Source organism: Nocardiopsis sp. NPDC058631 (assembly GCF_042716955.1).
In the GTDB taxonomy this organism is placed as follows: Bacteria; Actinomycetota; Actinomycetes; order Streptosporangiales; family Streptosporangiaceae; genus Nocardiopsis.
The window spans coordinates 1-14,486 of the sequence record NZ_JBHXQY010000060.1 but is presented as its reverse complement, the minus strand read 5'-3'; the positions used below and the strand labels follow the sequence as shown (position 1 = coordinate 14,486).

10 protein-coding genes are annotated in these 14,486 nt (G+C 65.3%); 8 read left to right on the top strand and 2 right to left on the bottom strand.

What is annotated here, in order from left to right; translation table 11 throughout:
- Positions 1 to 100: 100 nt before the first annotated feature.
- Together ACFWTE_RS19485 and ACFWTE_RS19480 are read right to left on the bottom strand one after the other, a co-directional pair.
- Positions 101 to 658, bottom strand: coding sequence for a GNAT family N-acetyltransferase (locus ACFWTE_RS19485; RefSeq protein WP_378780981.1), 558 nt, complete (start codon positions 656 to 658; stop codon positions 101 to 103).
- Positions 659 to 668: 10 nt separating this feature from the next.
- On the bottom strand, positions 669 to 1,967 hold the full coding sequence (locus ACFWTE_RS19480) for a hypothetical protein (RefSeq protein WP_378780980.1): 1,299 nt from the start codon (positions 1,965 to 1,967) through the stop codon (positions 669 to 671).
- A 471-nt stretch (positions 1,968 to 2,438) separates the two neighbouring features.
- Between ACFWTE_RS19480 and ACFWTE_RS19475 the strand changes: the two genes are divergently transcribed.
- From ACFWTE_RS19475 to ACFWTE_RS19440, 8 genes are all read left to right on the top strand, one after another.
- Positions 2,439 to 2,951 (top strand): ATP-binding protein, encoded by a 513-nt coding sequence (locus ACFWTE_RS19475; protein ID WP_378780979.1) that lies wholly within the window; start codon positions 2,439 to 2,441, stop codon positions 2,949 to 2,951.
- 139 nt (positions 2,952 to 3,090) lie between these two features.
- A complete protein-coding gene (locus ACFWTE_RS19470; protein WP_378780978.1) occupies positions 3,091 to 3,834 on the top strand; it encodes a hypothetical protein in 744 nt (247 codons plus the stop codon).
- 69 nt (positions 3,835 to 3,903) lie between these two features.
- Positions 3,904 to 4,821, top strand: a complete 918-nt coding sequence (locus tag ACFWTE_RS19465; protein ID WP_378780977.1) for a hypothetical protein — start codon at positions 3,904 to 3,906, stop codon at positions 4,819 to 4,821.
- An 18-nt stretch (positions 4,822 to 4,839) separates the two neighbouring features.
- Positions 4,840 to 5,469 (top strand): HAD domain-containing protein, encoded by a 630-nt coding sequence (locus ACFWTE_RS19460; protein ID WP_378780976.1) that lies wholly within the window; start codon positions 4,840 to 4,842, stop codon positions 5,467 to 5,469.
- A gap of 594 nt (positions 5,470 to 6,063) precedes the next feature.
- Positions 6,064 to 6,210, top strand: a complete 147-nt coding sequence (locus ACFWTE_RS19455) for a hypothetical protein (RefSeq protein WP_378780975.1) — start codon at positions 6,064 to 6,066, stop codon at positions 6,208 to 6,210.
- A gap of 2,094 nt (positions 6,211 to 8,304) precedes the next feature.
- On the top strand, positions 8,305 to 13,545 hold the full coding sequence (locus tag ACFWTE_RS19450; RefSeq protein ID WP_378780974.1) for an RHS repeat-associated core domain-containing protein: 5,241 nt from the start codon (positions 8,305 to 8,307) through the stop codon (positions 13,543 to 13,545).
- A 15-nt stretch (positions 13,546 to 13,560) separates the two neighbouring features.
- A complete protein-coding gene (locus ACFWTE_RS19445) occupies positions 13,561 to 13,932 on the top strand; it encodes a hypothetical protein (protein WP_378780972.1) in 372 nt (123 codons plus the stop codon).
- 358 nt (positions 13,933 to 14,290) lie between these two features.
- On the top strand, positions 14,291 to 14,486 hold a 196-nt coding region (locus tag ACFWTE_RS19440; RefSeq protein WP_378780971.1), incomplete at its 3' end, for a hypothetical protein.

The following is a 14,486-nucleotide window of genomic DNA, read 5'->3' as shown; positions in this document are numbered from 1 at the left end:
CTGATCGCGGTGTGCGAGAGGCTCAGGTCCGGGGGAGACAGCGGTGAGCGCCGGGATCGCCTCCCGTCATCTGGACTGTTACCTGCACTTGGGATGGGACCTATGGTTTGCGCGTTACCGGGTTCGGTGTCCACTCGTCGTCCAGGATCGAGTGAACGATGGAGTCGCGCCAGGCGTCCCGGGTCCACAGGTGCCGCCGGATCCGTCCCTCCTCCACCATCCCGGCCCGGAGCATGACGCGCTCGGAGGCCTGGTTCTCCGGAGAACGGGCGCCCCATATCCGCTTGAGCCCCAGCTCGTCGAAGCCGAACCGGAGCAGGAGCTGGACGAGTTCACTACCGAACCCCTGCCCCCACAGGTCCGGCCGCAGGGCGAAACCGATCTGTGCGCTGTGGGGGCGCTCGTCCACGGCCAAGCGGGCGCTACCGACGAGACGGCCCTCCCGCGCGACAGCGAGCATGTAGACGCCCCTGTTCTCCCGCTCGGAATCGGTCATCGCGGCCTCCACGATGGCCGCGCACTGCTGCCTGGTGCGCGGGGTGAAGGAAAGGTGCCTCACCGCCTCCGCGTCTCCGTAGACCCGGAGCAGGTCCTCGACGTCGGTGGGCCGCAGTTCCCGGAGGGCGAGCCTGGCGCTGGAGAGTTCGACTGGGTGCATGTGCGGCAGGCTAGCGGCCAGAGGTCAGAGCCGAGGCGGGAGTGCGGCTGTAGGCCTCGATCTCCTGGCGGAGCCGGGCTACGGCCTTGCTTCCGGTGTAGTCCGGGCCGCGTAGGGCGCCGTGCACGCGCATGACGCTGTTCACCACGCCGGACACCCGCTTCGTGGCGGGCAGGCCCAGGACCGGTTCAAGGGCCTGTGTGGCACCCTCGATCTCTCCCAGGCAGACCCGGGCATAGCTGAGGTCGGCGCGTGCCCCGGCCTCGTCCTGGTAGGCCCAGTCGTCGGACCCCTCCGCGTCAGCGGCCTCATAGAGACCGACGGCCTCCTGCGCGACCTGCTGGGCCTGTTCCTCACGTCCGGGGATCCAGATCTGCGTCTCGGCTCCGTAGTAGAGCTGGCGGCAGTGCGCGAAGCGCATCAGACCGCCGAGCTCGTCCAGGTCGTCGCCGCGCAGTCCTTCGCGCAGGGCCGTGGCTGCCTGGAGGTCGTTGAGCGCGCGTTCCGCGCTGCCCAGCGAGGCCCACGTGCGGGCGCTTTGGGACATCAGCCAGATGGCGGCCGTGCCGGTGCGCTCGGTGGCCAGATCGCGAGCCAGTTCCGCGTACCGGGCGGCTTCGGTAGGCCACCCCGCCCAGTAGGCCATCAAGCTCTGCTGGGCGCGCACCCGGACACGCAGCCCGTCGTGATCGGCGTTGTCGGCGCAGATGAACGCGGTCCGGGCCTGCTTCATCGCGGCGTGCGGATCACCGAGGTCATGACTGGCCTTGGCGAGCATGATGCTCAACAGGCCGCTCAGAAGGTACAGGTCCCTGGTCTGGTTGGGACGCTGCCGCCCCTCCAACAGCATGAACGCCACGTCCTGGGCCTCGACCAGGTCTCCCAGGACCTCGTGGAGGGGAGCACGGGGATAGGCCTTTGCCAGCCTGGACACCTCCGCGAAGAGCTCCTGGAGGGTCTCCACCCCCACATTCGTCCCCTCCGCCATCGCTCCGAACCTCATCGCGCGTTTCGCGGCCATCTCGATCTGCCTTTCTGGCGGTAGCGTTCTGGTTTCTTCGTTGACGGAGAAATATGCCTGTTCCGTGCTTGTCTGGGTTGCTCCAGTGGAAGTGAGCTGGTTTCCGATCCGTTTGAGGACATTGCGCTCGTGCCCGCTCAGCTTGTCGAACCCCTCGGGGGACAGCAGTCTCCGTGGGGAGGTGCCGTAGAGCGTCGCCAGAGCGACGACCTGTGTCGCCTGTGGTGCCCGCCCGCCCACCTCGGGCCAGAGCTCCAGGCGGCTGAGTCCCGCCTGGTCCAGCGGCAACCCGCCAGCGGAACCGCGATACCGCTCGGTCGCCTCAGCCTGGCTCCACCCACGCATGTGGCGATAAGCGGCCAACGGCGAGCACCCGCAGCGGATACGGATTTCGTCGGCGATCTCATCGTTCGTGCGATCCTGCTCGCGCATTTGCTCGCGCAGTTTCCGGAGCTGGGATTTCGTCCACTTCATGCAGCTCTCCTCAGGCGTCGGTATCCAGATTGCCCGAAACCGCAAAGCCTGTAACCGGCACTTCGTCGCGCGCACTCACCGGTCTGACATGGAAACGCGTTTGCCATCGGGAAAACGCCAGTTCAGGGCCGTCGCGGGTGGCATAGAAAGCATGTCCGTACGCCCCGTGACCTGTGGTTGCTCTCGGTGTTCGATGGGAGGTGCCGGAAGGGCACACCCCAGGACTCGTGCGGTACGGGTCAGAAGATCGAGGCGCGGATGAAGACCGCAACACGGATGAACACCATGAACGCACCCCAACAGGACGACTGCGCGGATGCCGAGGTGACACCGGCGCTGCCCCACCGGGTGCCCGGGTACTCCACGATGCCCCAACTGGGCGGAGCCTATCGCCGTCATGCCGCGAGATTCGGGCACACACCGACGCAGGTCCGTGAGGCCCGCCGCTGGGCGAGGACGGTCACCGGTCTCTCGCGTGGAGAAGCCGACGTCATCGAACTGGTGCTCTCCGAACTGGTGACCAACGCTCTGAGGCACACGGCATCGGGCCAGAACGGCTACTTCACGGTCACGATCGCCTACCTCGACACCGATGTGATCCGCCTCGCCGTCGAGGACGCCGGCCCCCGGCATGGTGCGGTCCCCTCCGTCCCCCGCGTGCGTCCGATGGACCCCGGCTTGGAGAACGGGCGTGGCCTCGCCTTGGTGGAGCGACTCGGCCGCCGCTGGGGATTCCTGGGCGTCCAGGGGTCACCCCTCACAGTGTGGGCCGCCATCTCGCGATCGGCGCTGCGGTGAGAGCGACAAGCGGTGGGCTGAACACCTGCCGGTGACAACAAGGCGCCCCCTGCCCCACAGCTCTGGACGGCGGCCCTGATCCGGCCGTGGCCCAGTCCAACACCCCTTCCACAAAGAACCCTGAGAGAGGAACCACTCCATGTCCATCACGCTGGCCACGACAAGCCTGAGCATCCCCGGCCACCGCTTCGACCCCCGCTGGAACCGCATCACCGGGATGTCGGTCGAGGACAACACGGTCACCATCGACCCCGAGAAGTACTTCTTTCGCCTGGAGTCCGACACCTGGCGCGTGATCAACTGGGACAAGGTCACGACCGAGCTCCTCCCCGCCGACGAGACCTCCGAGTCGGCCATCGAACAGATCGCCCTGGAGTACAGCGCCCAGAACGCCCGCACCACCCACGACCCGGCCGAGGTCCTGCACATCGCCTGGCAGGTCTACAGCTACCTCTTCCGCGAGGAGCACCTGGCGTCGCTGGGCATCGACGGGGTCACCGCGGACCACCTGCGGATGCTCGCGGAGGTCTCCACCTTCACCGCCTTGAACAAGGTCGAGGACAACGGCCACATCAGCATCGTCGGCCCCACCTGGTTCTTCGCGGACACCGCACAGGTCATCTACGACCTGGACGAGCCCACGACCGAGCTGCTGGACGAGGTCTTCCACGGTGCCTGGTTCAACGAGTACCGGCGTATCGAGGGCGTCAAGGCCCACGCCGCGCTGGGCGGGCGCCTGGTGCACGGCTGCCAGTCCGCCCCCGACAGGCGCGGCGGAGTCGTGGCGCCCTACGGCACGGACATGAAGCGCTTCCGCGAGGAGCTCGACACCTTCCGGGACACCTGGCTCACAACGGTCCAGTCCTACGGAGAGCGCTCCTGACCCTTTCCCCCTCTGACGGGGCTCTCCGTCCATCCACGGAGGGCCCCGCCCCGACACAAGGAGCAACACGTGCGTCAAACCGATATCGACGACAAGCGCGGTGAACTACTCGCTTCGGCTGGGATGAGCGGGAACCTCGTCGAGGCGAAGGTGCTTCACAGCTGGGAGCTCTCACACGTGGAGCGCCTGGTCCTGACGGACGGGACCACCCTTGTCTTCAAGTGCGCCACCGAACCCTTCACACACGAACACGAGGCGCTGACCGCCGCCTGGCAGGCGGGCGTCAGCGTTCCCCGCCTGGTCGAATCCTTGCGTTCAGGAACCATCCTGGCGATGCTGATGGACGACCTGGGCGAACCAGATCGGGAGGCCACGGACGCAGACGGCGTCACCGCAGCGGTCCAGCTCCACGCCGCGGCGGTCCCGCCCCACCTTCCCCCGGCCGACAGCACGTGGCTGGCATCGCTCCCTCAGAGAGCGATGCGCACCCTGGACCTGCTGAACGCACAGGGCCGGTGGTCCGACGCCGACGACATCAGGGAGGCGCTGCGCGACATCGACCGTGCGGCCCCCCAGCGAGCTGAGGGCGCGACGACCGCACCCTACGGATGGGTCCACTCGGAGTTCCACCCCGAGAGCCTGCACGTGCGCGAGAGCCGTGTCCGCCTCTACGACCTCGCCCGCGCCTTCCACGGGCCTGGCCTTCTCGACCTCGCCTCCTGGCACGGAACCGTAGAGGCACCCGACCCCAACCGGACGCGTGCGCTCCTGGAGGCCTACGTCGAGGCAGGAGGCAGCGCCGGCGCGCTCACGCGTCGTGGTGGTCTGAAGCCGCAGGACTGGGCGCTCGGCTGGCACAGGGTGTGGGTCCTGGAATGGTTCCTCGCCCAGGCCCTGGTCTGGATTGGCGACGTCTCCGCTGATCCCGCCTACACGAACGTGGTCCGGCGCCACACCCACGACGCGGCACGGCTTCTCAACATCTGAGCCCTGGAGGGCGATCCCATGGCAGGCAACCCCCCGTATCTACTGATCGACGTCGACGGAGTCCTCAACCCGTTCCCCGGCCCCGGCGGTTCCGTGCCACCGGAGTACCGTCCGCACCGGGTCGACTTCAGGGGCCATCAAGGAGTGCCGGTCTGGCTCAACCCGCACCACGGGGCGACGGTCAAATCCCTGTACTCCGCTGGCCTGGTACAACCGCTTTGGGCGACGAGCTGGGGAGCCGAGGCCAATCTCCTGATCGCGCCGTGTGTGGGCATGCCCCACTTCCCACACATCGAACTGGGCACGCCTGACATTTCGACCCCCCACCCGCACGGCTACCTCTGGAAACGCGACCCGGTAGCCAGCTGGCTCAAGAACACGCCCGTCGCCTGGATCGACGACGACTTCGCGCCGCCGGACTACGACTGGGCCACGGAGCGAGCCTCGCACGGTGCCCCCACGCTACTGATCCGGCCGGATCCGTATGTGGGCCTGCAACGCCATCACATCGCGGCCGTCCGGCTCTGGGCGATCTCCGTCATGCAGGACCACGACACCTCCGGGAACCATCATGAGCGTCCCCTTGCAGACCCACGAGACCCAGTCGCTTCGGACACCCCGTGGGGTCCGCGTTCCGATCGACCGTGAACTCGTTCCGCTGATCCTTCGCCTCTGGTCCCTCGGGCTGAACACCAAGGCCAGCTGTCAGAACTTCGGCGAATCCCTCCAGGATTCGGGCCCGGGGATGCCTCCCGGAGACGCGCGGTGGAGCGCCTTCTACGCCGACCGCGTGTGGCTCAAGCTGCCACCGTCTCCTGCCGAGCACCTGATCACCCTCCTCGGGGCGGACCGAGAGCTCAGTATCGCCATGAGCGAGTGGGGCAGAGAAGCGTCCTGGCTCTGCGTGCGCCCGGTCATGCCGGACGTCTACGGTGGACCGGCGCGCACCAGGGACACGCACCTCTTCTTCCCGCGCAAGCACCTTGACCATGTGCTCGAGGTACTCGGCAGGGCGGAGTCGGTGCCGTTTCAACCAAGTGCTGTCAGAAGCCCGCACGTTGGCCTCTGACTTCAAGAAGAGGCATCCCTCGCAGTGGTGATCAACATCAAGGGCCTCGCCCGCCTTGCAGGGCGAGGCATTACCTCACAATTCGGAGTTATTCGCTTGAGGTCACCTTGTTCGGGTTCGGTCTGGACTTCCGCAGAGCTGGTAATCGAGGTCAATCCGTGTACGAAAAACAGGTGGATTCCATCCCATACCGGAGCGTCGACGAATCCAGTGCGACCAGCTACCCCGCCATCCGCGCCCGTCCCGCCGCAGCAGGGGAACTGTCGGTCACCGGCATGAGCTACCTGGCGACCTCTCGGATCGACGTAGACCATCTCTGACCAGGGTCGGGTCAATTCTCTGGGTGCGGTGACTTTTCTGTCGGTACGGGGTTGAAGGTTCTCGTCCACCCAAGGGAAGATCGACCAGCCCCAATGGGAAAAGGAACCCGTTTTGTGGGGTTTGAGATGTTTTCTGTCTAATTGCGTGGAGGCGCGGGTGAGAAGCGCAGCTTCGGGGGCGTACGACTCCGGAGCCATTGACACTCACCCCGCGACCACGTGCCGAGAGAACCGGCCTTGCTCACAGATCCGCTGAAAAACATGACAACGGGGGTGCCCCGAGCCGGTGCGGCGAACACCGGCACGGGGCGTGATTCCCACCTGATAGCGCAGGAGGAGATCGTGGAGAAGCATAACGGGCGGCACCGCAAACGCCGCCAAGGGTGGGGCGAACAGCTTCGCTGGATGCTCGGGGCGGTGCTCGCTGCCGTGTTCTGCAGCCCCACCTGCCGGAGCACACAGCTGGTGGCCGAGGTCCGTCAACCGCTGCCCGCGCGGCGTGTACCAACGGGTCGCGAACCCCTCTCGGGATGGCCTGGGGGCGAGGTGCGGGTGGCGGTCCCACGACCTCGAACCGGAGAAGAACGCACGAGTGCGCCTCCAACCGCGCTGCCGCCGCAGCGGGAGCCGTACACGATGCCGCGTGGGTGGTGCGTGGACGAGGACGGAGTGCGTCCCTACCTCACCCGGCACGAGGACCATGCTGTCCGCGCGCACACCAGCGGACCAGGGCAAGCGAACCGTGGAGGACAAGCGCCTGGTGGTCGAGGTTCGGCGTCAGCACGACAGCCTGAGCCGGAGGGTGGGGGTGAGGATGAGTTCGTCGAGCTGGCGTGCCTTGTGCGGCGCTGGCAGGCGATCACGACCTGAGGGGTAAGGGCGTTGCCGGGGTGGTGTTGACCGTGTCCACGGTCGGTGCCACCCCGGCTCGCTTGACGCTGTCTCGGTGTTAGCGCAGTTCAGGAGCACGACGTCGAAAGGCGATGGTGTGTTCGTACGCCCGTGACGTGTCGGATAGTCGGGAGGCGGTGGCGCTCGGAGCGGGCAGCGCGGAAGATGATGGCACGCAGGTCGATCCGGCGCCGAGGCCGATTCCCACACTTCGAGCGGAACCAGAACCCTACCCGGAGGAACTCGCGTTCGATGCGTATTGCGGTATATAGGACACAGTCGTCAAGGAGTCTCACGAGGGTGCCACTGGGCACCCTGACCTTGCCTTGTTCGCGTCCGGGCAAGCACTCGAACTCACCAGGCAGATGCTCACTGGCGTCGAGGCTTCGGGGCACCCGAGCTGTCCCCGAGGTCGTGGACGTCGACTCCGACGCCCCACCACGAAACGTGTGGATCGAGGACCGCGGGGACGACCCCGGCTGGCCGGTCATTGGGCACGAGGGCCCAGCGCGTAACGGACTCTGGCTGATCAGGGCCACAGTGTGCCTGCACCCGATGCCGGGAGCTGGAGGCGGAGGAGCTGCGGACGGGGGACCACAGGGCATGCTGACGACGTGGTGCGCCCGGTCGGCTGTATTGGTGTCGGGAGCGGTGGCCCTGGTATTCACAGTGTCGACGACGTACACGGACGCCAGCCCGAACTTCTGGTCCGGTATCGGCTGTGAGGACTCGGACTGCGAGGTCAGCGCCCATTCCTCCGGTAGCCGTCCCGGCGTTCCTGACAATGGTGGCGACGCCGAGACCGCCTCTGAGCCCGAGCCCTCGTCAAGCAGACGCAGGAACAGTAGTTGGTCAGCTTTGAGGTAAAAGCCACTGCGCTTTTTCGTCACGCTTTTTGGGAGTGGTCTTGGGGTGTGAACCCCGAGTGAGAGCGATGTGAGCAGGGGTCCAACAGGTAGCCCAACGGCCGGTCCAGCGACCCATCCACACTCTTGGATCCCCCCTCTGTCTGCATAAGTGCAGGTCGTGGGCTACTCAGGTGGTCCACCGTGTGTCCAGACTTATACCCAAGTGGGTAGTCATCTTCGCGTAGGGCGGGCGGGGCCCGGGGTGTGGGGGCGCGGGCGCCCCACACACCCTGACCATGACGCCGGCGTCATCCCTTCCGCCGGGCCCCTCCTTTTCGCCACAGCTCCGGCCCGGGTGAACTTCACCGTCTCCGAACGCTGCCTGACCACCGACTCCTTCGACTGCGCGGCTGACAAACGCAACAAGGACAACGCCGAGCACTGGCCTGACGTCCCACTCGACAGGGACTGCAAGGCCGGCACCAAATGCACCGACCAGCTCTCGCCCACGTTCTTCACCACCAAGAGACTGACCAAGGTCAGCGCGCAGTTCCACGACGGATCGGACTACTCCACCGTCGACTCCTGGGCCTTCGCCCACGGCTTTCCAGAGCCAGGGGACGGAACCGATCCGACACTGTGGCTGGACTCGATCACCCACACCGGGCACGTCGGCGGCGAGGCGGACAACCCCGCACTGACGTTCACGGGCACACCGATGCCCAACAGGGTCGACTCCACGAGCGATGGTGTGGCCCCTCTCAACAAGTGGCGAGTCAGCGCCGTGTACACCGAGACCGGCGGCCAACTCGACGTCACCTATTCAGATCCCGACTGCACGGCCGGGTCCACACCCACACCGCACACCAACACCCGGCGCTGCTACCCGGTGGAATGGGTTCCCAGCGGGCGGGGAGATGACGACATCACCGACTGGTTCCACAAGTACGTCGTCACGCAGGTCAAGGAGATCGACCTGGTCACCGACCAACCGGACGTGACCACCACATACGACTACCGGGGCGATGCCGCCTGGCGGTACATGGACGCGGACGGATTCACCAAGGACGACAAACGCACCTGGTCGCAGTGGCGCGGCTACGAAACAGTCCGAGTGATCTCCGGAATGCCCGACGGCACCCAGTCGGAGGAGGAGCACCACTTCTTCCGGGGTATGCACGGCGACCACCTACCTGAGGGCACGCGCACCGTCAAGGTCACCGATTCCGAAGGCGTCGAACACACCGACCACGACCGCTACAGCGGTCAGACGCTGGAAACACTGACTCGTAACGGGCCCGGTGGAGACATCGTTGAAAAGGAGATCACTCTCCCCTGGAGCCAGAAGACCGGCTCGCGCACGTACTCCTGGGGAACCCTGGACGCCTACCGCGTCGATGTGGCTTCGGTACGCAGCTACTCACCCTTGGCCGACGGAAGCTGGCGACAGCAGCGCGTCGACACCACCTATGACGGCTACGGGATGCCGACCGAGGTCTTCGATCGCGGCGATGTCTCCGCGAGCGGTGACGAGATCTGCGTTCGCACCACCTACAACCGCAACAGCTCCAAACACCTGTTGGAACTCTCCTCGCGGGAAGAAGTCGTCTCCACCGGGTGCGACAAGACCCCGTCCCGTCCGCGAGATGTCGTCGGTGATCTGCGGACCGCCTACGACGGCAAGGCAGTGGGAGAAACGCCCACCCACGGCGTGGAGACCTCCGCGGAACGCTTGACCGGTTACACGGACGGCAACCCGGTCTACCAGGTCACGGAAACCTCCACCTATGACGCCTACGGCCGCCAGCTGACCCAGACCGACACTGAGGGCAACACCACCACCACCGAATACACCGACCAGGTGGCCGGCGGCACAGCGAACACGATCACCACCACCAACCCGGCTGGTCACATCAGCGTCGCCGAACTCGAGCCCGGCCGATCCCTGACCGTCGCGGAGATCGACGCCAACGGCAAGCGCACGGACCTGGCCTATGACCCCCTCGGCCGTCTGACCGAGGTCTGGCTCGCAGACCGTCCCAAAGACCGGTTCTCGCCGAGCATGAAGTTCAACTACCACCTGTCCAAAGACGCGCCCAGCTACGTCACCAGCAGCACACTGAACCCCAGCGGCGAGTACAACACCACGTACCAGATCCACGACGGATGGCTCCGTGTGCGCCAGACGCAGTCACCGTCCTTCGGTGGTGGTCGGCTCATCAGCGACGTCCTCCATGACTCACGCGGTCTGGAGGTCCTGAAGCGCGAAGCCTACCCCAACGAGGAAGAGCCCAGCGGGACCCTGTTCGCTGCCAGCAACGCCGACGAGATTCCCCGCTATACCCGGACCGTTCATGACGGTGCAGAGCGGCCTGTCCACCAGATCCAGATGTCCAAGGGCGAGGAGCAGTTCCGTACCACGACCGAGTACGACGGTGAACAGACCCGGATGACGCCTCCTGAAGGCGGGACGGGGACCACGACGATCACCGACCTGCGTGGCAACACGGTCGAACTGCGCCACCACCACGGGCGACAGCCCACCGGCGACTACGACGCCATCCACTACACCTACACCCCCGGCGACGAACTGGAGAGCGTCACCGACACCGCGGGCAACGAATGGCGCTACACCTACGACACCAACGGGCGCCGTCTCTCGGCCACCCACCCTGACACCGGTACCAGCACCTTCACCTACGATGCGCTGGACCGGATGACCACCAGCACCGACGCACGCGGCCAAACCCTGGCTTACGCCTACGACGACCTGGGCCGGAAGGTGGGTCTGTACGAGGACTCCCTCGAAGGCACCCAACGTACCGCGTGGGTCTACGACACCCTCGCCAAGGGCCAACTCACCTCCTCCACCCGGTTCACGGATGGGCAGGCCTACACCAGCCGCGTCCTGTCCTATGACGCTCTCTACCGTGCGATGGCCACGACCGTCACCATCCCTGAGGAAGAGAACGGGCTCAGCGGGACCTACCGATTCATCACCCGCTACCACCCGGACGGCAGTATCAAGAACCAGGTCGCACCGGGAGTCGGTGGGCTCGACCAGGAGAACATCAACTACACCTACGACGACCTGGGAATGGTCACCGCCATCTCCGGTGACGGCCCCTACCTCACCGAGGCCGACTATTCCAAGGTCGGCAATCTCGTGCATCGCACGTTGGCCCGTACCGAAAGTACTTCGGATCGCACCTGGCAGGCATGGAACTACAGCGAGGCCACCAACCGTCTCCTTGAGAGCTGGGTCGTGCCCAGAGTCGGCTCCGGGTCCCTACAGCACCAGCACTACAGCTACGACGACGCGGGCAATGTCCTATCGATCCGCGACGAACCAACAGACGAGAACCGCGACGCCGACGTCCAGTGCTTCACCTACGACCACATGCGCCAGCTCACCGAAGCCTGGACCCCCGACGCGACCGGCCTCAGTGCTTGCGATGCCGACCCTGACGCGAACAATCTCGGCGGTCCGGCACCCTACTGGCATTCCTACACCTACGACGACATCGGCAACCGCGTCACCGAGACCCAGCACGGCGGAATCGGCGGTGCTACGAAGCGCACCTACGCCCACCCGCAGGCCGGCCAGGACCAGCCGCACACCCTGACCCAGGTCAACGAGACGGGGCCGGCCGGAGCACGGCTGGAACAGTACGAGTTCGACGAAGCCGGCAACATGGTCTCGCGCATCACCCCAGCGCACGAACAGGGTCTGGAATGGGACGCCGAAGGCCTGCTGGTCCGCGTCAGCGACGCCGACAACGGTGTGACCTCCTATGTCTATGACGCCGAAGGGTCACGTCTGATCCGCCGCGACGGCGCCACCTCCACCCTGTACCTGCCAGGGATGGAGATCCACTTCGAGCGAACCTCGCTGGTCACGCGCGCCCTGAGGTTCTACAACCACGGCGAGGACACCATCGCCGTCCGTGATTCGGACGGCACGGTCAACTGGCTCTTCTCCGACCACCACGGCACCGGACAACTCGCGGTGGACGCCTCCACCGGCGAGGTCGTCCAACGACGCTTTACGGCTTTCGGAGGCGACCGCTCCACCGGAGATTGGCCGACCGAGCGCGGATTCGTGGACGGCACCATCGACGCCTCGACCGGGCTGACACAGATCGGTGCCCGTGCCTATGACACGGCTCTGGGGCGCTTCATCTCCGCAGACCCGGTGACGGACGCCTCCGATCCACAGCAGATGCACGGCTACACCTACGCCAACAGCAACCCCGTCAGCTTCACTGACCCCGACGGGCTGTTCCTGCGCAAGACATGGAACCGAGTACGCCGCGCGGCCAGCCGGATCCGCAACCGGGCGCGAACATCGATTCGGCGGGTGTGGAACTCCTCGCGGGTGCGCCAGATCCGCTACACCATCAAGCGTCGCACCTTCCGTCGGGCGCAGCAGGTGTCGACCTTCGTGCACCGTTCCACCCGGCACATCCCGCAGCGGCGCAAGGTCTTCAACTTCGTGGGCGGGGCGGTGCACGCCGCTGCGGTCTTCAGCCCGCCGACCCTGGTCACCAACTACGCGTTCTCCAAGTTGGGTCTGCCCTCGCAACAGGAAGCGTTCGAGCGCGCCGGAGGCAACATGAACTCAGGCTCCTATATGGCCGGCGGGGCCGCTGTGGATCTGGCGGCGGAGATCGGAACCGGGCCGATCCCGGCCGGATCCGCGGCGCGAGTACTGCGCGGTGGTGGCTCGATCAAGGACCTGCTGCGGCGGTTCCGCCGCGGTGGGAGCAGCTGCCAGGGCAATAGTTTCGCTGCGGGCACGTTGGTGCTGATGGCCGATGGATCGCACACACCGATCGAGGACGTGCAGGTCGGTGACCAGGTCCTGGCGGTGGATCCGGAGACGGGTGAGCAAGGGCCTCGCGAAGTCCTGGCCACGATCATCGGGTCGGGGACCAAGGCCCTGGTCGAGATCACGGTGGACACTGCCTTCCAGATCGATGTCCAGGAGCTGGACGACGGCGAACTGGAGGATGTGCTGGGGCGTCCGGGGCCGATGGTGCTCGGAGACGTCATCGTCGCCACGGACGAGCACCCCTTCTGGGTGCCGGAGCTGGATGCTTGGGTTGACGCGGCCGACCTCGTGCCGGGGATGTGGTTGCAGTCATCTGCGGGGACTCTGGTCCAGGTCACGGGTACGGAGAGCTGGACTCAGCCGGCCACGGTCCATAACCTGACGGTCCAGGGCATCCACACCTATCACGTGGTGGTCGGGGACCTCGACGTTCTCAGCCACAATGCACGGGAGAGGTGCCAGTATTTTGAACCCGGGCCGCATGCACGAGAAGGTGTCAGCCTGGAGAACGGTGATATTGAGGCTCCGGGCGTGCGGGATCTCATTAATGAGGCGGGAGATCGCTTTGGGTGTCATGCGTGCGGAGTTAGATCTTCAGGCCTTAAGAGTGGGAACTGGGTTCCAGATCACATGCCACCCACTGCGCTCATCTCACCTGGAACTCCACAGACAGCCTTCCCGCACTGTGGCACTTGCTATCGGCGCCAGGGGAATGCGGTGAGAAATATCCTCAATGAATGGATGAACAGGGGTATGTCCTAGATGTCGAATTATGGAGTGATCGGAGAGGTCCTCAAGGAGATTCAGTATGCCTACCTTTTGCTGGAAGCTGAAGGGTTTCGAGAGGATGCGGATCACGATGAGTGGGATGGGTCGAATGATTCTCCGCACTTGATTCCAGGTTCGCTGGCCTTTGCTGTTCGCTTGCCGATGGAGGGGTCTGTGAAAGTGCAGGTTCTTCGAGGTTTTTTTAAGGGTGACCTGCTTCCTCAAGTGATTTTCTCTGGAAGTCTGGCGGCTCCAAATGTCGATAAGTTTGTTGTTTCTGATCCACTAGATTCCTTTCGTATTGAATTCTCTGCTTCCGGCTTTTTTGAGGTGCGTGTTGATGAATCGCAGGCGGCGCAAGTGCAGGTTATTGCGCTCTGAATACAGGGTCGGAAAGGGGTGCGTAGCTGTTCAGGTCTCTCGGGTGAGTTGATCGCTTCGCCTGCACGGCAGACACCTGGCCTGCAACGATGTGTCTCGTGCCGGGTGCGATAGAGACCTTGATGTGTGCCGGGATCGCCTCCCGTCACTCCCGTGCAACAAGGCGGCTGTCGAAGGTGATGTTGGGGCCAGCCGGCACTGTGTCGCTGGAGGCGGGGCGGTAGGGGACTGAGCGGGCCGTCTGGTTGGTGCTGTGGCACGTCGGGAGCCCTCGCAGCACGGGCGGGAGGGGCGTGAACAGGGACCTGGTCCCATCTCGGTCCCACCCTGGTCCCATCAGTGCGGCGGCTTCTCAAAGATGGACGGTGCACTCAGTCTGATCTGGGATTTTGTGGCGTACCCGGCAGGATTCGAACCTGCGGCCATCGGATTACTGAGTTTTTCGTTAGTTGTGTGGGATTGGAGGATGGACCTCCAGCCCGGTATGAGCAAGGAAGGACCAGGGGAGACGATCGTCTTCGCAGACCCGATTGATGCCTCGTTCGGCTGCGTCG

Coding starts and splice junctions, on each gene's coding strand:
- ACFWTE_RS19485 (WP_378780981.1), bottom strand. CDS start 658: ATGCACCCAGTCGAACTCTCCAGCGCCAGGCTCGCCCTCCGGGAACTG.
- ACFWTE_RS19475 (WP_378780979.1), top strand. CDS start 2,439: ATGAACGCACCCCAACAGGACGACTGCGCGGATGCCGAGGTGACACCG.
- ACFWTE_RS19470 (WP_378780978.1), top strand. CDS start 3,091: ATGTCCATCACGCTGGCCACGACAAGCCTGAGCATCCCCGGCCACCGC.
- ACFWTE_RS19460 (WP_378780976.1), top strand. CDS start 4,840: ATGGCAGGCAACCCCCCGTATCTACTGATCGACGTCGACGGAGTCCTC.